Annotated in this window: 16 protein-coding genes; 9 read left to right on the top strand and 7 right to left on the bottom strand. The window is 63.6% G+C overall.

Annotated features, from left to right (window positions below; genetic code table 11):
- Positions 1-2: 2 nt before the first annotated feature.
- On the bottom strand, positions 3-338 hold the full coding sequence (locus BW970_RS14690) for a hypothetical protein (RefSeq protein WP_076532713.1): 336 nt from the start codon (positions 336-338) through the stop codon (positions 3-5).
- Between the two features lie 143 nt (positions 339-481).
- Here BW970_RS14690 and BW970_RS14685 point away from each other — a divergent pair, with 143 nt between their 5' ends.
- The 6 genes from BW970_RS14685 (at position 482) to BW970_RS14660 (ending at position 6077) form a co-directional block, all read left to right on the top strand.
- Positions 482-1318 (top strand): NAD-dependent epimerase/dehydratase family protein, encoded by an 837-nt coding sequence (locus BW970_RS14685; protein ID WP_076532710.1) that lies wholly within the window; start codon positions 482-484, stop codon positions 1316-1318.
- Positions 1315-1944, top strand: coding sequence for a sugar transferase (locus tag BW970_RS14680; RefSeq protein WP_076532707.1), 630 nt, complete (start codon positions 1315-1317; stop codon positions 1942-1944). The genes BW970_RS14685 and BW970_RS14680 overlap by 4 nt, the downstream gene beginning before the upstream one ends.
- Positions 1945-2013: 69 nt before the next feature.
- The gene (locus tag BW970_RS14675) at positions 2014-4149 is read left to right on the top strand and encodes a YjbH domain-containing protein (protein WP_076532704.1); all 2136 of its coding nucleotides are present in this window, start codon (positions 2014-2016) and stop codon (positions 4147-4149) included.
- Positions 4146-4808, top strand: coding sequence for a YjbF family lipoprotein (locus BW970_RS14670; RefSeq protein ID WP_083701289.1), 663 nt, complete (start codon positions 4146-4148; stop codon positions 4806-4808). The genes BW970_RS14675 and BW970_RS14670 overlap by 4 nt, the downstream gene beginning before the upstream one ends.
- Before the next feature lie 81 nt (positions 4809-4889).
- The gene (locus tag BW970_RS14665; protein WP_076532702.1) at positions 4890-5153 is read left to right on the top strand and encodes a hypothetical protein; all 264 of its coding nucleotides are present in this window, start codon (positions 4890-4892) and stop codon (positions 5151-5153) included.
- Between the two features lie 84 nt (positions 5154-5237).
- On the top strand, positions 5238-6077 hold the full coding sequence (locus BW970_RS14660) for a YihY/virulence factor BrkB family protein (RefSeq protein WP_076532699.1): 840 nt from the start codon (positions 5238-5240) through the stop codon (positions 6075-6077).
- Here BW970_RS14660 and BW970_RS14655 read toward each other — a convergent pair.
- The 4 genes from BW970_RS14655 to BW970_RS14640 all read right to left on the bottom strand — a co-directional run bounded on the left by BW970_RS14655 (position 6074) and on the right by BW970_RS14640 (position 14183).
- Positions 6074-9898, bottom strand: coding sequence for a translocation/assembly module TamB domain-containing protein (locus BW970_RS14655; protein ID WP_076532696.1), 3825 nt, complete (start codon positions 9896-9898; stop codon positions 6074-6076). The two genes, BW970_RS14660 and BW970_RS14655, sit on opposite strands and share 4 nt — an antisense overlap.
- On the bottom strand, positions 9898-11694 hold the full coding sequence (locus tag BW970_RS14650) for an autotransporter assembly complex protein TamA (protein WP_076532693.1): 1797 nt from the start codon (positions 11692-11694) through the stop codon (positions 9898-9900). The genes BW970_RS14655 and BW970_RS14650 overlap by 1 nt, the downstream gene beginning before the upstream one ends.
- A gap of 119 nt (positions 11695-11813) precedes the next feature.
- A complete protein-coding gene (locus BW970_RS14645; protein WP_076532980.1) occupies positions 11814-13052 on the bottom strand; it encodes a saccharopine dehydrogenase family protein in 1239 nt (412 codons plus the stop codon).
- Positions 13053-13085: 33 nt separating this feature from the next.
- Positions 13086-14183 carry a carboxynorspermidine decarboxylase gene (locus BW970_RS14640; RefSeq protein WP_076532690.1) on the bottom strand — a complete coding sequence of 366 codons (1098 nt, stop codon included), beginning with the start codon at positions 14181-14183 and terminating at the stop codon, positions 13086-13088.
- 167 nt (positions 14184-14350) lie between these two features.
- Here BW970_RS14640 and BW970_RS14635 point away from each other — a divergent pair, with 167 nt between their 5' ends.
- Positions 14351-14806, top strand: a complete 456-nt coding sequence (locus BW970_RS14635) for a GNAT family N-acetyltransferase (protein WP_076532687.1) — start codon at positions 14351-14353, stop codon at positions 14804-14806.
- Here BW970_RS14635 and hpaR read toward each other — a convergent pair.
- Complete coding sequence (gene hpaR, locus BW970_RS14630; RefSeq protein WP_076532684.1) at positions 14803-15261, bottom strand: homoprotocatechuate degradation operon regulator HpaR; 459 nt, start codon at positions 15259-15261, stop codon at positions 14803-14805. The two genes, BW970_RS14635 and hpaR, sit on opposite strands and share 4 nt — an antisense overlap.
- Before the next feature lie 104 nt (positions 15262-15365).
- Between hpaR and hpaE the strand changes: the two genes are divergently transcribed.
- Together hpaE and hpaD are read left to right on the top strand one after the other, a co-directional pair.
- Positions 15366-16874, top strand: coding sequence for a 5-carboxymethyl-2-hydroxymuconate semialdehyde dehydrogenase (gene hpaE, locus BW970_RS14625; RefSeq protein WP_076532682.1), 1509 nt, complete (start codon positions 15366-15368; stop codon positions 16872-16874).
- A gap of 1 nt (position 16875) precedes the next feature.
- Positions 16876-17856, top strand: a complete 981-nt coding sequence (hpaD, locus tag BW970_RS14620) for a 3,4-dihydroxyphenylacetate 2,3-dioxygenase (protein ID WP_076532679.1) — start codon at positions 16876-16878, stop codon at positions 17854-17856.
- Positions 17857-17907: 51 nt separating this feature from the next.
- Here the strand turns inward: hpaD and BW970_RS14615 are convergent, their stop codons facing one another.
- Complete coding sequence (locus BW970_RS14615) at positions 17908-19080, bottom strand: MFS transporter (protein WP_076532676.1); 1173 nt, start codon at positions 19078-19080, stop codon at positions 17908-17910.
- Positions 19081-19083 lie beyond the last annotated feature (3 nt).

The following is a 19083-nucleotide window of genomic DNA, read 5'->3' as shown; positions in this document are numbered from 1 at the left end:
GGTCAGGGCAGATCGCTGACCTGCACCAAACCACGGGCAAGCCGTTCGCCCGCGCGGCGGTCCAGCGGGCGATCGGCAGAGGTGACTTCGACGATCGGCCCGCTGACCATGCCGCCCGTGGTCTGCCAGATCAGGCGACCGGCCAGGGCCTGCGGTTCGTCTCTGGTCAGTTGCAAGGTGACGACAACATTGCGCCCCGCCAGCAGTCCCGTCAGGCTGCTACAGGCCGGACCGGCACCCAGATGCCCACCTTCTGGACCGCGGCAGGTGATGCGCGGGTCCGCCACCGCGGGAACGGCAGCAAGCATGGACAAGAGGACCAGGGCGAGACGGCACATGACAATGTGCTACCATGCCAAGGCACCGCATAGCCACCCCTCGAACCGGGGGCAGGACGGTTCCGGCATGACCGCGCAACTGGCGCTGGACATATGGCAAACCCTCGCGCCAAGGATAGGGACGGGCGAACAAGGGACTGGGCATGACAAAAGCCGACATTCTGGTGATGGGCGCAACCGGCAAGGTCGGGCGCCTGCTGCGCGCGCATTGGCGCGGAACGGGAATGGCGACCGCCTGGCAAGGCCGCAGCGCAGGGCTTGCCCCCGGCTGGGTCCGGTGGGAGGCGGGAATGCCCATGCCGCCGACGCACATCCTGTGCCTGCTGTCCGGTGTCACCGCAGGCGATACGACCGCACTGGAAGAAAATCGCAAGATCGGGCTGGAGGTCGCCAAGGCGGCAATCGCGGCCGACGTGGACTGCATCCTGCTGGCGTCCACGATGGCCGTCTATGGGCTGACACCACGCGGAGGCGCGTCAGAGGATACGCCCGCCGAGACTCCGCGCCCCTATGGGCTGGCAAAGCTGGCGATGGAAAAGGCGATGGCGGACCACCTGCACGGAACATCGACCGCGCTGTGCGCGCTGCGGCTGGGGAATGTTGCGGGGGCGGATATGCTGGGGTCTGTCGTTGCGACGGGCCGCCGCGTGGTGTTGGACCGTTTCGCCGATGGCCACGGACCGGTGCGATCCTATGTCGGCCCTGGCCATCTGGCACGGGTCGTCGAAGGATTGGCCCACCGCGTTCTGCGTGGGGGCGCCCTGCCCGCCGTGCTGAATGTCGCCGGTCAACAGCCGGTTGCGATGGCGGACATCCTTCACGCGGCGATGCTGCCGTTCGACTGGCAGGACGCCGGGCGCGATGCCGTCCAGCACGTTTCCATGGATTGTACGCGCCTTGCCAGCCTGATCCCTGCAAATCCACCGCAGGAATCGGCTGCTGGCCTTGCGCAGGAATGGCTGGAGGCTGCGCGCGCATGACACCGGCAAAACGTCTGCTCGACATATCGGTTGCGCTTTTCCTTGCCATTCTCCTGGCTGTGCCCTTTGGTCTGCTGCTGCTTTGGCTGCTGCTGCGCGAAGGACGGCCGCTGTTCTATGTGGCCGAACGGATGAAAACTCCGGACCAGCCCTTTGCCCTATGGAAATTGCGCACCATGCGAACAGCCGCACCAAAGGAGAACAGCGGTGTCTCGGGGGGCGACAAATCCGACCGCGTCACGCGCACCGGCCGCCTGCTGCGCCGGACACGGATGGACGAGATCCCCCAACTATGGAACGTGTTGAAGGGCGACATGAGCTTTGTCGGACCACGTCCGCCACTGCGCGAATATGTCGAGCGGTTTCCCGAGACCTATGCGCAGGTTCTGCGCTCTCGTCCCGGTATCACCGGACTGGCAAGCCTGCATTACCACCGCCACGAGGAATGGCTGCTGGCGCAATGCCGGACGCCCGAGGAAACCGATGCCGTCTATGCGCGGCGGTGCGTTCCGCGCAAGGCACACCTTGACCTGATCTACCAGAAACGACGCAACATCTGCGTCGATCTGCGGCTGATGGTGGAAACGGCGGCAAAGGTGTTGCCCGGACGGCGCGGCACCCGATAGGCTGTGGCAGTTGCCTTGCCGCACCGCCGCCACTCGCATAGAGTGCGCAAAACCGCAAGGAACCACCGCATGTCACGATCTGCCTGGCGCCGCATTCCAGCCACTTCCGCTGCCGCGCTGATGCTGACAGCCGCGCTGCCGGTCGCGGCCATCGCGGACACACGACCGACGCTGAACTTCTATGGCGTAACGGGCCTGATCGACATGCCGACGGCAGAGGCACAGCCCGACGGGGATTTGTCCGTGACCGTCTCGCGCTTTGCCCGCACCACGCGGACGACCCTGACATTCCAGATCGCTCCGCGTCTTCAGGGCAGCTTCCGCTATACCGGCGTGCGCGGGCTGGCCCTAGCGGGATTCGGGCCGAACGACACCTATTTCGACCGCAGCTTCGACATCCGCTATCAGGCCCTGGATGAAGGGCGCTGGTGGCCCGCTGTCACGGTGGGGCTACAGGATTTTGTGGGCACGGGTATCTTCTCTGGCGAATATATCGTTGCAACCAAACATGTTACGCCGGATCTCAAGGTCAGCGCGGGTCTGGGATGGGGACGCCTGGGAAGCTATGGCGCGTTCACCAACACCGGCACGCGCCCCAGGGCGCAGACGACCACAGGCGGCACGCCGAACTTCCGGCAGTGGTTCCGCGGCCCGGTTGCGGGGTTCGGCGGCGTCGAATGGCAGGTCAATGACCGGCTTGGGCTGAAGTTCGAGTATTCCTCTGACGCCTACAGCGAAGAGGCGGTCAAGCAGGGCCTGTTCAAACGCCGCAGCCCGCTGAACTTTGGCGCGGAATATCAAGTGTCCGAGGGCATTCGCGTCGGTGCCTATTACCTCTACGGTTCCGAGATCGGCTTTTCGGCCAATATCGCGCTGAACCCCAAACGTCGCGCCGTGGCGGGGGTTTCCGGCCCTGCCCCTGCCCCTGTTGCGCTGCGCCCTTCGCCGTCGGCCAATCCTGCCGCATGGTCCGACAGCTGGGCCGCCGCTGGGGGCACGGCGGCGGCCCAAGGGCTTGCCGGCAAGGTCGCCGACCGTCTGAAAGCCGACGGGCTGGGGATGGAATCTCTGGCCATCACCGGCACCCATGTCGAATTGCGGCTGCGCACCGGCGGGTATGATTCCCGCGCCCAGGCCATCGGACGCGCCCTGCGCGCCCTGACCACCACGATGCCCGCAACGGTCGAGTATTTTGATATTGTGCCCGTGGATCGCGGCATGGATCTCGCGCGTGTGCGCGTGAAGCGGTCGGATGTCGAGTCGCTGGAGAATGCGCCGGACAATGCCGCGGCATTGTGGCGGCAGGCCGAAGTCACGGATGCCGCGCGCCTGTCGGTCGGCCATGTGGCCAACCCGACCCCGCAGCCGCGTCTTGGATGGGGGATCGCGCCCTATCTGCGCTATGGCCTGTTTGATCCGGCAGAGCCGCTGCGCGCCGATGTCGGTCTTCGGTTCTCTGGCGAATTGCGCCTGGCACAGGGCCTGTTCCTGTCCGGCGCCGTCACGCACCGCCTGGCGGGCAACCTGAAGTCGTATAACCGGCCTTCGAACTCGGTCCTGCCTCGCGTCCGCACCGAAGACTACCTGCGCAGCCGCAAGGACACGGAACTGGAACGGCTGACCCTGGACTGGTTCGCGCGCCCCGGCCCCAACCTGTACAGCCGCATCACCGCCGGGTATCTTGAGCGCAGCTTTGGCGGCGTGTCCGCCGAACTGCTGTGGAAGCCCGTAGACAGCCGCCTCGCCCTTGGGGCCGAGATCAACTATGTGCGGCAGCGGTCATTCACATCGGCAACGTCCTTCGGCACCTATTCGATCGCCACCGGGCATCTGTCGGCCTATTACGCGCTGCCAAGCGACTATCATGTCCAGTTGGACATCGGCCGCTATCTGGCCGGAGATATTGGCGCCACCCTGTCGCTGGACCGCGAGTTCGCCAACGGCTGGCGCGTCGGCGCCTTTGCCACAAAGACCAACGTCTCGGCCGCACGCTTTGGCGAAGGGTCGTTTGACAAGGGGATCCGGCTTTCGATTCCCTTCAACTGGATCAGCGGCGCCCCCATACGCGGCGCCTCGACCACCACATTGCGCCCGATCCAGCGCGATGGCGGCGCGAGGCTGAATGTGAACAATCGCCTGTACGAAACCGTGCGCGGCGGTCATAGCCAAAAGCTGGAAGACCAGTGGGGGAGAGTCTGGCGATGACAATCGCGTTGCGTAGCGCCTTGGTCCTGTCCCTGGGCCTGGGACTGGCCGCCTGTTCCAACGACCCGGCGCGCACTGTCGGCTGGGACAAGGCCCGGCAGGCGCTGAGTGCGATTGGCGACTCCCGCAAGCCGCCATCGCGTGTGCCAGCCCTGACGCCGGCGCAGGTCGATAGCTCGCCTGTCAAGCTGATGTTTGTCGTCGTCGAATCGGATGGGCGCGGCACCGGCTTTGGACGGATCGCAACCAACCTTGGAACCGAGACTTTCGCCTCGCTGGACGGCATCACCCTGACACTGCGCGACGGGGTGCTGATCTCGACCCGCGGCCTTCCGCCGGACCTGATGTCGTCGCTGGCCCCATCCGCCAAGGCGATTGCCCTGGGTCAGGGCAGCCACCCGCGCAGCTATCAGAGCCTCGATGGCGCCGACCGCACGGTGACCTTGACCTATGAATGCCACCTGCGCCCCGAAGGACAGGAAACGCTGGAAATTGCTGGCCGCCGCTACGCAACGCGCGTGATCGACGAGGTCTGTATCGGCGATGGATCGGTGTTCGAGAATCGGTTCTGGGTAGATAATCGCGGAAAAATCAGGCAGTCCCGTCAGTGGACCGGCACAAGTGTTGGAAATTTGCGACTATCGGACCCTCACGGATAAGCTACGGATTTTGGCCTATACTTGAGGTGGTGCCGATGGTATCAAGACCACTAGAGTAATTCACCCAAGGAGTAGTTTGCCATGAAAATGATCACGGCAATCGCTGCAGTTGCCACGCTGACCCTGTCCAGCGTTGCCTTTGCCGGCGGACCAGTTGTAACGAAAACCGAAAAAGAACCCACCCCGCCGGTCATCGTGCCGTCGAGCGCACCTGGCGTTGGCTCGCTGGGCGCAGGCGGTGGTGCAGTTGTTGCTGGCTTGGCTGGCCTGGCGCTGGTCGCGGCTCTGGCCAACAGCGGTGACGACGCAACGGGCACCACGACTGCGGCTCCTGCTTCGAACTGAACGGCCTGTTCCTGATCCCCTGACGGGGGTCGTCCGGGGGTTGGGATATTTCCAGCCCCCTGTTCGTTTTTCGGGTGACTGCTTATGCCGCGAACGAAGTCCGCCGCGCTTCGCGCGACCTTTGCGGCAATCAAGCGTGTCTGGTATGTCGCAGACCAACGCCATCTTGGCCTGATCGCAGCCGGCGTTGCGTTTTTCTGCGTTCTGGCGATTTTTCCCGCACTTGCAGCCCTTGTGGCCATATGGGGCCTATTCGCGGACCCCCATGTTGTCGCGGCCAACATGGCCGATCTGGCAGAGTTTCTGCCGCCTCAGGCATTCCAGATCCTGAATGGACAGGTGCAGGGGCTGGTCGGTGCCGGAGCGGGTCGTCTAGGCTGGACAACCATCATCAGTCTTGGCGCTGCGCTGTGGTCGGCCCGTGCGGGCATGGCTGCCCTGGTTCAGGGAATCAACGCGATCTTCGGGCAGGGCAATCGCGGCGGGCTGCATCATCAGGCGGTGTCGATGGCCTTGACTCTGGCCATGGTGGGCGCGGCCGTCGTGGCGCTTGCTGCCGGAATAGTGGTGCCCCTTGTGCTGGCTTTTGTCCCGCTGGGCCTGTTTGAAAGCTATCTTGTCGCCTTTGCCCGTTGGTCCATTGCGCCGCTGGCAACCATCATGGGGGTGGCGCTGGTCTACAGATATGGCCCGAATGTCGAAGGTCAGCGGCAGCCCCTGCTATCGCTGGGGCTGGGCGTGGCGGTGCTATTGTGGCTGGCCGCGTCGGCCGGGTTCTCGATCTACCTCTCGAACTTTGCCAACTACAACAAGGTGTATGGCTCGATCGGCGCAGTGATTGCGCTTTTGATGTGGTTCTACCTGAGCGCCTGGGCCGTGTTGATGGGCGCGGCCGTCAATGCCGTTCAGAACGGCAAGGCCTAGTAATCGCGCTCATAGTGGATCCCGATGCCGGTATCGCCGCTGGCAGACGTACGTCCCCGGACTGTGACGGTCGGACTAAGGTCAAGGTTGATTGACACTTCAGATTCCCCCGCACCGCTCAAAGTCAGGTCAACGTAGACATTCTCCGACAGGTATTTTCCGGCACGGACGGCAGCCGAACCGTTTTCCGTGGTCGACACATCGAAATCATCCAGACCAAAGGACTTGCGAAGCCGATCGACAACCCCACTCCCGCCCTTGCCGGTCAGTGTCGCGACCGCAGAGGCCAGTTGCGCCGCCTGGATCGGCGTAAGTGTGGTCAGGCCACGACCGAACAGCAGCCGGGCGACCACTTCTTCCTCGGGCAGTTCGGGCGATGAGAGAAAACTGATGGCTGGTGCATCGGCAGGGCCATCGACCACCACGCTGGCTGTGCCATCGACCGTTTCCGTCGTTGCCACCAGGCGGATTGTCGGGATCAGACTTCCCTCCATCTGCATCTGGCCCTCGGTGAACGAGAATCGCTTGCCCAGCAGGTCAAGCCGCCCCCGGATCAGTTCCAGCCCCCCTGCCGGAACCACATTCGCGGTGCTGCCGGTGATGCGGAAAGCGCCGCCAAGCTCTGCATCCAACCCACGGCCACGGATGAACACCCGGTTCGGGGCCGAGATCGTGACATCCAGCGGAAAGGCACGGGCGCTTCCGCCAGAAGCAGCGCCCGCATCCCCCAGAAGACCCGCACGGGCGCGGGTGCGCCGGACGGCAGCAGGCTCTCCGATATGGCGCAGATCCGGAATCGCCGCCGCACCACCAAGACCTGTCGAGGGGATGCGCAACTCGGTATCCGCAAGCGTGATGTCACCCGCGATGCGCGCGCCGCCGGTCAAGGGGCCAGAGATGGTCAATGCGCCGCTGGCACGGGTTTCGTACAACTGCGGATCACGCAGCGTCAGCGCCTGCAACGCAACGCGCAAAGTACCTGAATACGGCGCGGTCAATGACACCGGGCCCGAAACCGAGACAACGCCCCCGGCGTCGGACGGTGCCCGCAGATCAAGCGTTGCCTGCCCGGCGGCAAGGTTTACCCTGGCGGCGATGCCCGAGAACGCGAACGGAGGATTGGCCAGGGTCACGCGACCATCGGCCAAGGAAACAACACCGGACACAGCTTGCAGGGCAGGACGTCCATTCACCGCCAGATCAAAGCGCAAAGGCCCGCGCATCGCCACCGGACCCAGAAATGCGTTGGCCAAGGCAGCATCCGCAGACCCTGCCACCGTCAGCGCCACGGTGGAAAAGTCACTTGCCGCCGTTCCACCCAATCGAGCGTTGATCCCGCCCGGCCCCTGGGCGGTCAGATCCAGGGTCAGGCGGCCAGACTCCTCGTCCACCCGGCCCGTTGCCGTCAGGGCCCCAGGAATGCCGGGGACAAGCAAGGCAAGGTCGCTCAGCCGCGCGGTCAGATCGACGCGCCGTTGCCCATTGGCTTGTTGCGCATCGGCACGGGCGGTCACTTGCGGGTTGTCCAGTCGCAGCCCTTCCAGCCGGATGACGCCAGCCTCACGGCTGACATCGGCCGAAAGGCTGGTCGCCCCACGCAGCAGGCGATCGGCCTCGGCCTGACCTACGGACAGGCCTTGCGCATTCGCCGACAGCGCCGCCTGTTCGCGGCCTGCCTGCAATGTATAGGCCACATCCCCTTGGACCGCGCCGCCAAAACCAGCGCCAACGACGGAGAGATCGGCAAAATCGAAACGGGCCGAGAGATCTCGGGCGGTTTCCGAAACGCTGCCGGTTGCATCTGCGCGCCATGCGTTGCCATTGACCATCGCCTTATGCAGCGTGACCGTCCCGTCCAGCAGATGCGCGGCCATTTCGAATGTCGATCTGCCTCGCAGCAAACCGTCTACCTCGGCGATGCCGGTTCTCAGGTCGGCTCCGGTGCCGTTCAGCGTCACTGTCAGATCATTGTCCAGCGCGCTACCCTTGAGGGTGGCATCCGCCACGAGCCGACCACCGCGCCCACCGCCAAGGCTGGAAAGATCCGCAAAATTGAGATGGACCATCAGATCGGGGCCGGTAGAGCGGATCCAGCCCTGCCCGCCAAGCGTCAACGTCTGGGCCTCGACCGAGAATGCCCGGATCTGGGTTCCCTGCTGCGTGCGGGCGGCATCAAGACGGACAGAACTGCGGCCGCGCAAGAGAGCATCAGCCTCTGGTTGACCCAGGCTGATATCCGTCCCCTGCACGGATACCACGCCATCGAACGCGCCCGACAAGGGAACGACCATTCCCTGCCACGCCACCTGCCCCGCCCCGGCAAGCTCGCGTCCGGCAATCGCGGACAGGCGCGACAGATCGTCAACCCGCGCCTGAACCCGGCCATCTATTGCCAAAGCCGCAACCTCGCCGCCGACCGTCACATTGGCATCGGCGGCAAAACCGGCTCCGGACAACTGCAACTGCGGCACGGAAAGCGGCTGCCCTTCGGCCCAGTCAAAGCGCAGGGTCCCACGCAAGGCAGACCCAAGCGCCTCGGCCAGTGCCGGGTCGGCGAGTTGCAGGCCAACACCGTCAAACTCCAACGCCCCGCCCACGGTGTTCCGCCCATCGGGCTGGCGCGCGATGCGACCGCTGCCAGTCAGATCCAGCCGTTCGGCACGGCCCGCAGCGGCGTCAAGCCCGGCAATCTGACCGCTCAGCGCCCAGCCTTCCCCGTCGGTCAGTGAATCATAGCTCAGGTCCAGCACCGCACCCGCAACCAGCACGGGGTCTCCTGCAACCGGCAGCCGCACCGGCTCTCCATCGGAAGACCCAAGATTGAGCGCCAACTTGAGCATTTGAGGCAGGCCATCCGGGGCAATCAACGCCGCACCGTCCACAGTCAGGGCCGCAGAACGCACACGCAGATCATCCAGCGACATCAGCCCCTCTGGGCTGCGGCTGCCTTCGGCGAATAGCCCGACATCCGGGCCAAAGAAGGCGCGATACTCCGGCAGGAACAGTGGCGTCACATCGCCCTGAAGATCGACGCCGAACCGCTGTGTACCATCGGCATCCGCGGCAAGCGCGACCGTGCCGGCAAACCGGTCTTCGCCGTCAGAGGCCAATGCGACATCGGCGGTGAAGTCGGCCAGCGGTCCCGCGCCAGCAATGGTCAGATCCAGCGCAGGCTCTCCGGGCAGACCGATCAGACGTGAAGCGATACCGCCTTGTGGTTCCTGCAAGGACAAATCCAACGACAGTTCCCGGCTGGCATTGGCAAACGCGCCTTCCAGCGCCAGCCTGCCCATCGTTCCATCCGTGCGTTCCAGGCGCAGTTCGGCTTGTCCATCCCCGCCCGCAAGATTGGCGGAGCCTTCAAGACGCGCCACCACCGGCTCGCCCAGAATGGTTGGCCCCAGACTGATCGCATCCGCCGTCAATGCGCCGATCCGCACAGAGACAGGCAGTTCCGGCAAGGCAAACGGCGAAGCCTCGGGGCTGGGCGCCTCGGGGTCGGTCTGGGGCAGCCGCGTCAGCTCGATACGACCGGCGGTCAGGCTGTTGACCTCGACCCGCCCGACCAGAAGGGCGGCGCGGCTCCAGTCAAGCGCGACATCCGTCAGCCGCAGCCAGATACCCTCATCATCGGCGATGGTCAGTTCTGCGATCTGTGCCCGTGACGACAAGGCCCCTTGAAAGCCCTCGATCCGCACCTGACGCCCGGCGCCGGACAGGTTGTCCTCCAGCAAGCCGGTCAGAAAACTACGATCATCGGTGCCCTGACCATATGCGGCCAGCGGGACAAGACAGGCGGCGACAAGAAAAGGGCGCCGCATCAGAATGCCTGCCCGATGCCAAGATAGAACTGCACCCCATCCCCCTTGCGCCCACCTGCGGGCGCCGCCAGATCCAGCCGCAGCGGGCCGACCGGCGTCGCATACCGCACCCCGATGCCCGCTCCGGCATGCCAGTTGGACAATGGCGCGGCCGAGAAATCTGCATCAGAGATGCGACCGTAATCGACAAATCCGACCACACCGATCTTGTCCGTCACCTTGCCCCGCACTTCGAATGAACCACCCACGAATTGCGTGCCACCGACCGTCAGACGCCCAATCGTCACACCAAGCGACTTGTAGGGCTGGCCACGGACCGTTCCGCCGCCGCCTGACCAGAATCGGTAGTCGGTCGGCGTTTCCGGCAACGTCGTGCCGGTCACGATGCCGCCTTGCAACCGGGCGGCAAGAACCACCCGTTCACCCAGCGGATAGAACCCCCGTGCATCAATCTTGGCCCGCAGACCCGATCCGGTCTGTTTGAACCCCAGGAAGGGCATGGCTTCGGCGTCGATCCAGAAGCCGCGGCTCGGGTCCAGCTTGTTGTCCCGCCGGTCCCAAGTCGCACCGACCGGCAGGGACAGGCTGCGGAACACGCGGCGGCCCGACGAGTCGGTGGCCCGCGAAATCGTGTACAGAATGTCCGCGCGTCCCGTCAGCCGGTCAGAGAAGATATGGCTCAGCCCAAAGCCAAAGCGGACCAGATCGGTGCGCGTGCCGACATCGCTTTCGCGCCCCAACCCGAGGGTCAGCTTGGCCGTCGTGTCGGGCGTAAAGCTGGCAGGGCGTTCGACCGTGACCCCAAGGGTCCAGTCCACGCCGCCACTGTTCTTGAGACCGATCTTGGAAACCTCGGCCTCGACGGTCATGCGCTCGCCGCCGCCACGCAGGTTTCGATGCATCCAGAACGCAGAAACGCTGGCGCCCTCGGTACTGGTCACTTCCGCCCCGAACCCCAGACGCCGCCACGGCATTTCTACGACGCTGGCCGTGATGTCCAGTGTATTGCCCGGACCAAGTGTTTCCGCCTCGGTCAGCGCAACCGATCTGAAAACACCCGTGCGGCGCAAACGATCCGCCGCCTTGCGCAGCTCTTCAGGGGAATAGACCACCCCTTCGGTCAGCCCTGCGATCTTGTACAGCCGCGCCAACCGCATCCGGTTCTGGCCGGTAAAGGTCAGCTTGCCAAACCGCACCTGTGGCCCCGGAGCCACGCCAAGGCGCGCGTCCAGTGTCTGGCGCGGGTGGCTGGCCAGCAACTGCTGACTGCCGATCTGCGCCTTTGCGTGACCTGCTGCGCGCCAACCGTCTACTGCGGCATCGGCAGCCTGACGGATCGTGCCGGACAAGGCAGGCTGGCCCACCGCGAAACCGTCTGGCAATTCGGTGCCTTGCGCCAGCGGCGTGGCATCGGCGCGGCTAAAGACAAACTCCGGCCCCGGATTGACCGCTATGGTTACGGTCCCGATGCGGGCCGGCGCATTCAATGGCGCAATATCCGCAGCTTCGCGCCCATCAATCTTGATGGAGATGGTGCCGGAATACCGACCCGCCGCATAAAGCGCACCCAGCAATCGGGCATAATCGGCCTGTGCGGCACCAAATATCTCTTGGGGATCCGTGCGCCGATCGCGCCGGGCAGCCTCGACAAGGGAAGCGCCTTGGAGGCTGGCTGCAAGATCATCCGACGCGCCGCTCAGATTGAAATTTACGGATTCCAGCGCGCCTGCCGACGGCGCGATCAGCACGGCCGACAGAGCAAGCGACCCAACGATGTGATTACGCAACCGACCCACCGCGACACCCCCAAACTACACATCAAGCGTCGCACAGCCCGGAATCAAGGGCAATGCAGCAGGGAAACGAAAACCGGGGAAAACGGCTTCCCCGGTTCACATCCACGTTGTCCTGGCGCTCAGAACGTCAGAGGCCGATCACCCTGTGCATCGCGGATGCAGGTGGGCAGGCCGATGCGATTCAGAATGTCCAGGAACGGCTTGGGATCCAGTTCCTCGACGTTCTTCATTGCGCCGACATCCCAGGTTCCGTCCGCAATCAGCATCGCTGCGGCAACCGGCGGAACACCCGCAGTGTAGCTGATCCCCTGCGATCCGACCTCAAGATAGGCTTCCTTGTGATCGGCGACATTGTAGATGAAGACTTCGGCTGGCTGCCCGTCCTTCATACCCTTGACCAGCGTTCCGATGCAGGTCTTTCCGGTGTAGTCCGGCGCAAGGCTGGAGGGATCCGGCAGCACCGCCTTCACCACCTTGAGCGGCACCACTTCCAAGCCTTCGGCAGTGGTCACCGGCTTTTCCGAAAGCAGGCCCAGGTTCTTCAACACGGTAAAGACGTTGATGTAGTGATCGCCAAAGCCCATCCAGAACCGCACGTCCGCCTGCGGATAGTTGGTCGCCAGGCTGTGCACCTCGTCATGGCCGGTCAGATAGGCCTTTTGCTCACCCACCACCGGCAGAGCCCAGGTCTTGCCCACCTCGAACATCCGGTTTTCCTGCCAGCCACCGTTCTGCCAACTGTAGACCGTGCCAGTGAACTCGCGGAAATTGATCTCGGGATCAAAGTTGGTGCTGAACCAGCGCCCATGCGACCCGGCATTGATGTCCACGATGTCGATGGAGGCAGGCTCCGGCACATAGTCGTCAATCGCCAGCTTGGCATAGGCATTGACGACGCCCGGATCGAAGCCGACGCCCAGGATTGCGGTCACGCCAGCCTTTGCCGCAGCCTCGCGCCGCTTCCATTCGTAATTGCCATACCATGGCGGCGCCTCGCAGACCTTTTCCGGATCCTCGTGGATCGCAGTGTCCATATACGCCACACCCGTCTCGATACAGGCATCCAGAACCGGCATGTTCACGAATGCCTGCGCCACATTGATCACGATCTGCGCACCAGTTTCACGGATCAGCGCGGCGACCTCTGCCGTGTCACGGGCGTTCACGGCATGGGCTTGAAGCACGCCATCGACCTTCAGGCTGCCTTTTTCGCGGACGCTTGCGATGATCGCCTCGCATTTCGAGACGGTCCGCGAAGCGATGTGAATGTCGCCCAGCAGGTCATTGTTCTGCGCACATTTGTGCGCGACGACCTGGGCCACGCCACCGGCGCCGATGATCAGGACATTGCGTTTCATTTCGCCCATGCACCTCCTTGGGGTATTGCAGTTCTACGAAAGGGCGGTCACGAATTCATCGTAACCGAATGTACGTTCGACTTTTACCGTGCCATCCAGCTCGCGCACGGCGATCGACGGCATTTTCACGCCATTGAACCAGTTCTTCTTGACCATTGTGTAACCTGCGGCGTCCTGAATCGAAAGACGGTCGCCCGGTTTCAGCGGTTTGTCGAAACGGAACTCTCCGAAAATATCCCCGGCAAGACAGGATTTGCCGCAGACCATCCATTCATGCGGGCCGATATCGGGTGCCATCCTGGCCGATTGGCGGTAGATCAGCAGATCCAGCATGTGGGCCTCGATGCTGCTGTCCACAATGGCAAGATTCTTGCCGTTGAACAGCGTGTCGAGCACCGTCACCTCCAGCGTGGCGGCATTGGTGATCGCCGCCTCGCCCGGCTCCAGATACACCTGCACCCGGTTTTCGCCGGCAAATCGCTTCAGCCGTTCCGCCAGCCTGTCCAGGGGGTACCCCTCGCCGGTAAAGTGGATACCGCCACCAAGACTGATCCAGTCCATCTGGCGAATCAGGAATCCGAACCTTTGTTCGATATGGCCGAGCATCGCGTCGAACCTGTCGAAATCAGCGTTCTCGCAGTTGTTGTGAAACATGAAGCCCGTCACACGGTCGGCAATCGTGACGATGGTGTCGGGATCATGCTCGCCCAGGCGCGAAAACGGCCGCGCCGGATCGGCCAGATCAAAGCCCGAGGTCGAGACGCCGGGATTCACCCGCAGCCCACGCACATGACCTGCGGACACGCTATCAAAGCGGTCAAGCTGGCCGATGGTATTGAAGATGATCTTGTCGGAGCTTGCCAGCACCTCGTCGATCTCATCCGGCGCATAGGCAACCGAATAGGCATGGGTTTCGCCAGGGAACTTCTCGCGCCCCAGTTTCACCTCGAACAGCGAGGACGAGGTCGTGCCGTCCATGTACTGCGACATGAAGTCGAAGACCGACCATGTGGCAAAGCACTTCAGCGCCAACAGAGATTTCGCGCCGGACTGCTCTCGCAGCCAGGCGATTTTCTCCATGTTCGGCAGCAGACGTGCCTTGTCGATGACATAGCATGGGGTTGGAAGCATGGCGGGCCCTTCCGGCAACGGTGGTCGAAAGTGCGCGGGCGTGCGCGGGCGGCGTGTAACGGGTTTGGCCCGAAGTCTCAATACAATTTGGGGGCAGTGAAGCAGCCATGCAACCCTTGCAACGCATATCCGGGCGCGGCACTACTGATCAACGGCACCGAGGCACTATGACAGACATCACCCTGCGCACCGTTTCCGTCACCGATCCCCAGGCACAGGAATGCCTGACCGCCTATTATGACGAACTCTCCAGTCGATTTGGCAAAGTGTTCAGTCCGGGCGCGGACCCGGATCCGGCCTGCTACGATCCACCCAAGGGAATTTTCCTGCTCGCCGAGCGCGATGGCCGTTGTCTGGGATGTGTCGGCTTGCGCCCGGATGGCGAAAGCGGCGAAGTGAAACGTCTTTGGATTGCACCCGAGGCGCGGGGCCTTGGCCTGTCGCGGCGATTGATGGCGGCTGTTGAACAGGCGGCCCGTGATTTCGGCTATATCTGCCTGAGATTGGATACCAGTCGCCACCTTGCCGAGGCCATCGCGCTCTATCGTCGCGACGGATGGATCGAGATCCCGCGCTATAACGACAATCCCTACGCAGATTTCTTCTTTGAAAAGCGGCTTTAGTCGCCGTCCAGCACCGAGAGTTCGTTCAGAAGAGTCACAAGCAGCGTCATCCGTTCGGGACCATATCGCGCCTCGATATCCTGATAGATGCGCCGTGATTCCGAACTTGCGGTGCGGATCACCTGCACGCCGTTCGGAGCGATCTTCAGCATCACGCGGCGGGCGTCCGCGCCATCGCGCCCCTTTTCGATAAGCCCTTTCTCGACCATCAAGCGGATCATCCGGGTCAGGGACGGCGCCAGAACATTGGCCCGCGCCGCGACTTCGCTGGCATCGAGCTGGTCTTCCTCGGCAAGCACTCGCAACACACGCCACTGCTGCTCGTTCACCCCATGCGCCTCCAGCATGGGACGATATTGGCGCATCACCGACTCGCGCGCCCTCAGCAACGCCATGGGCAGCGAATGATGAACGTTCGTCGGCAAGAAGTCTGGTTTTTCGGAGGCCATGACCATGTGTACTCCTGCGCGCCGCCAGACCGCAAGACACGGAGGGTTGACAGAACGCCAGCCTTAACTTAACGTGTTAATTAATAGCGGAGGATGTCATGCCAGCTCAGATGAACGATCTTGCGAGCAATCTGTCCCGCGCCGGGGCGCACCTGCAGCGTTTCAAGGACGGCGGCGTGCTGAACCACATTGGCGGGCACGCAGTAGAGGGCAGCCTCGGCTGGTTCGACACGATTTCACCTGTCGACCTGACTACACTGGCCAAAGTCGCGCATGGTGGCCGCCCGGATATCGACCAGGCGGCGCAAGCCGCGCAGGCCGCCTTTGCCGATTGGGCCCGCATGGACGGCGGCAAGCGGCGCAAGCTGCTGCACCGCATCGCCGATGCCATCGAAAAACGGGCCGAGGAAATCGCCTTTCTGGAATGCCTGGACACAGGGCAGGCGCTGCGCTTCATGTCCAAGGCCGCCTTGCGCGGGGCCGAGAACTTCCGCTTCTTCGCCGACAAGGCCCCCGAGGCCCGCGATGGACGGTCGATCTTTGGCCCTGGCCAGATGAACGTCACCAGCCGCGCCCCTATCGGCCCCGTCGGGATCATCACGCCGTGGAACACGCCCTTCATGCTGTCGACGTGGAAGATCGCGCCCGCATTGGCGGCGGGTTGCACCGTGGTGCACAAACCGGCGGAGTTCAGCCCCCTGACCGCCCGCCTGCTGATCGAAATCGCGGAAGAGGCGGGCCTGCCCCCCGGCGTGTGGAACCTCGTGAACGGCATGGGTGAAGATGCAGGCCGCGCGCTGACCGAGCATCCATTGATCAAGGCCATCGGTTTTGTCGGAGAATCGCGGACCGGCAGCCGTATCATGGCTCAGGGCGCCGCGACGCTGAAACGGGTGCATTTCGAACTGGGCGGCAAGAATCCGGTGATCGTGTTCGCAGATGCGGATCTTGATCGTGCCGCCGATGCGGCGGTCTTCATGATCTATTCGTTGAACGGCGAGCGGTGCACCTCGTCCAGTCGCCTGCTGGTCGAGGAATCTGTCTACGATGCCTTTGCCGCCAAGGTGGCCGAAAAGGCCGCGCGCATCCCGATTGGCCACCCGCTGGACCCCAGGACGGTGATCGGCCCGCTGATCCACCCGGTGCACGAGGCCAAGGTGCTGTCCTATTTCGAAAAGGCCCGCGCCGAAGGGGCGACCATTGCAACCGGCGGCGAAAAGCTTGATGGGCCGGGCTGCTATGTCCGCCCCACGCTGTTCACAAACGCACGCAACGACATGGCCATCGCACAGGAAGAGATCTTTGGTCCCGTACTGACCGCCATCCCCTTTGCAGATGAGGCCGAGGCGCTGGCGCTGGCCAATGACGTGCAATACGGGCTGGCTGGCTATCTATGGACCGGCGACCTGACCCGCGCACTTCGCATGACCGAGGCGATGCAGGCGGGCATGATCTGGGTGAACTCGGAGAATGTCCGCCATCTACCCACGCCCTTCGGAGGTGTGAAATCCAGCGGGATCGGGCGCGACGGTGGCGATTGGTCGTTCGACTTTTACATGGAAACCAAGAACGTGGCCTTTGCCACTGCCGCACACGGCATTCCGAAACTGGGAGGATAAGATGCCGGTTCCTGCACCGAACCTCTACCCCGACTTCAACACTGTCCGCCTGAGCCATGTCGCGTACCGGGTGACCGATCTTGCGCGCAGCCGGGCGTTCTATGTCGACACACTCGGCCTGCAAGTCACCGGGGAAACCGCAGACACCCTGTACCTGCGCGCCATGGAGGAACGCGGGCACCATTGCGTCGCGCTGCATCAGGCCCCAGAGGCGGGCGTCGAGGCACTGGGGTTCAAGGTCTGGCACGAGGATGATCTGGATCGCGCCCATGGCTGGTTCAGCGCCAGAGGCCGTCCGGTGGACTGGGTGGATCGCCCGCATCAGGGCCGCACCCTGCGGACCAGCGATCTGTTCGGGGTGCCGCTGGAATTCTATGCGCGGATGGATCGCCTGCCGCCGATCCACCAGCAATACAAGCTGTACCACGGCGTCAAACCCCTGCGGATCGACCACTTCAATACCTTTTCCCCCGATGTCGATGCCAGCGTCGCCTTCTGGACCGACATGGGCTTTCGCACCACCGAATATACCGAGGATGAGGACACCGGGCAGCTATGGGCCGCGTGGATGCACCGCAAGGGCGGCGTGCACGATATGGCGTTCACCAACGGGTTGGGGCCACGCCTGCACCACACGGCTTTCTGGGTGCCGACGCCCTTGAACATCATCGACCTTCTGGATCTGATGGCGACGACGGGCTGGGTGGCCAATATCGAACGTGGGCCGGGGCGGCACGGGATCTCGAACGCGTTCTTCCTCTATATCCGCGATCCCGATGGGCACCGGATCGAGATCTACTGTTCCGATTACCAGACCTGCGATCCGGATCTGGAGCCGATCAAATGGGATCTGAAAGACCCGCAGCGACAGACTTTGTGGGGCGCACCCGCCCCCCGGTCGTGGTTCGAGGAAGGGTCACATTTCATTGGTCTGACGCCGGCGGAGTCACGGTTGAAAGCCTCGCCGATCATCGCCCCATGATCCGGCGCCGCATCTGAACAGCGGATGCCGCACTAGCAAGTCGCGCCACCCTCATCCCCTGAGGGCGCGCAAGGCCGCGATGGATGTCAGGGACAGCATGAGGCTCAGGCCGATCAACGCCCAAAAGCCGGGCCCTTCCAACAGCAATGCGCCAATCATCGGCGCAAACGCATTGATGACCATGGCGGGCACCTGAATGCGCCCGGCGTTGGCGCCATAATCCTCTGGGCCCAGCATATCGGCAATCAGCACGGGCCGCAGGATGGTCATGATACCGAAGGCACCGCCCTGAACCAGCACATAGGCAACCACCAGGCCCACACCCGCACCCGACAGCGCGAGGAAACAGGTCGCCAGCGCCATGGCCGACAGGGTGAACAAGGTGGCGCGGGCATTGCTGATCCGGGTCTCGGCCTGCATCAGCGCAAAGCGACCCGCCACCTGCGCCGGGCCCATCACGGCCACGGCAAAGACCGCAAGCTCATGGGAATAGCCGCGTTCGACAAGCACGGGAATCAGCAGATGCGCGATCATCCAGTGGCTGAGACTTGAGAAGGAAAACAATATCGCCAACAACCACAGCCGCCGCGAGCGGCTTCCTCCGCCAATCGGCGCAGCAGGTTGCAGGACGGGTGGCGGCGCTCCGGCACGCACCTGACGGGTGCCCCACCAGTTCAGCGGCACGACGGCAAAGGCCATGATCGCTGCCGCCGTCAGCAACGCAACGCGCCAGCCAAGACCCTGCGCAAGCGACGTATAGGCCGGGATGGACACGGTGCTGGCGAATCCCGCGACAAGCGTCACACGAATGATCGCGCGGCGGGCATCGGGACCGAGGCGGCGGATCAGAAAGGCGAAACAGACCTCGTACTGGCTGGACAGTTGTCCGATGCCCAACAGCATCCAAACCAGAACCCATTGCACCGGCGTCTGCACCTGCGACAACAGCACCAGCGCCACCACCCCGACCAGCGTACCGCCGACCATCAACTCCGGTCCGCGGCCCCGATCGACGATCCGGCCGATCAGCGGCGCAAAGGCGGCCCCGACCAACAGCGCCAGCATGGGCCCTAGCGCCAGAGTTGATTTCGCCCAGCCAAGATCCTGATGCCAGAACAGTACCAACCCCGCGAACAGAAAGAACTGGCAGGCAAAGCCCAGCATCTGCCCCGCAGCCAACGCCCAGACAGCAGGGCCGCGCGACAGGGCCTCGGTCGGACTCATGGT

This window comes from Gemmobacter megaterium (genome assembly GCF_900156815.1).
Taxonomy (GTDB): domain Bacteria; phylum Pseudomonadota; class Alphaproteobacteria; order Rhodobacterales; family Rhodobacteraceae; genus Wagnerdoeblera; species Wagnerdoeblera megaterium.
Note: the sequence above shows the minus strand (reverse complement) of the source record. Positions and strands in the feature narration are given on the sequence as shown.

What these genes read in the sequence shown, in the direction of transcription:
- BW970_RS14690 (WP_076532713.1), bottom strand. Translation starts at nt 338, where the DNA reads ATGTGCCGTCTCGCCCTGGTCCTCTTGTCCATGCTTGCTGCCGTTCCC.
- BW970_RS14685 (WP_076532710.1), top strand. Translation starts at nt 482, where the DNA reads ATGACAAAAGCCGACATTCTGGTGATGGGCGCAACCGGCAAGGTCGGG.
- BW970_RS14680 (WP_076532707.1), top strand. Translation starts at nt 1,315, where the DNA reads ATGACACCGGCAAAACGTCTGCTCGACATATCGGTTGCGCTTTTCCTT.
- BW970_RS14675 (WP_076532704.1), top strand. Translation starts at nt 2,014, where the DNA reads ATGTCACGATCTGCCTGGCGCCGCATTCCAGCCACTTCCGCTGCCGCG.
- BW970_RS14670 (WP_083701289.1), top strand. Translation starts at nt 4,146, where the DNA reads ATGACAATCGCGTTGCGTAGCGCCTTGGTCCTGTCCCTGGGCCTGGGA.
- BW970_RS14665 (WP_076532702.1), top strand. Translation starts at nt 4,890, where the DNA reads ATGAAAATGATCACGGCAATCGCTGCAGTTGCCACGCTGACCCTGTCC.
- BW970_RS14660 (WP_076532699.1), top strand. Translation starts at nt 5,238, where the DNA reads ATGCCGCGAACGAAGTCCGCCGCGCTTCGCGCGACCTTTGCGGCAATC.
- BW970_RS14655 (WP_076532696.1), bottom strand. Translation starts at nt 9,898, where the DNA reads ATGCGGCGCCCTTTTCTTGTCGCCGCCTGTCTTGTCCCGCTGGCCGCA.
- BW970_RS14645 (WP_076532980.1), bottom strand. Translation starts at nt 13,052, where the DNA reads ATGAAACGCAATGTCCTGATCATCGGCGCCGGTGGCGTGGCCCAGGTC.
- BW970_RS14640 (WP_076532690.1), bottom strand. Translation starts at nt 14,183, where the DNA reads ATGCTTCCAACCCCATGCTATGTCATCGACAAGGCACGTCTGCTGCCG.
- BW970_RS14635 (WP_076532687.1), top strand. Translation starts at nt 14,351, where the DNA reads ATGACAGACATCACCCTGCGCACCGTTTCCGTCACCGATCCCCAGGCA.
- hpaR (WP_076532684.1), bottom strand. Translation starts at nt 15,261, where the DNA reads ATGGTCATGGCCTCCGAAAAACCAGACTTCTTGCCGACGAACGTTCAT.
- hpaE (WP_076532682.1), top strand. Translation starts at nt 15,366, where the DNA reads ATGAACGATCTTGCGAGCAATCTGTCCCGCGCCGGGGCGCACCTGCAG.
- hpaD (WP_076532679.1), top strand. Translation starts at nt 16,876, where the DNA reads ATGCCGGTTCCTGCACCGAACCTCTACCCCGACTTCAACACTGTCCGC.
- BW970_RS14615 (WP_076532676.1), bottom strand. Translation starts at nt 19,080, where the DNA reads ATGAGTCCGACCGAGGCCCTGTCGCGCGGCCCTGCTGTCTGGGCGTTG.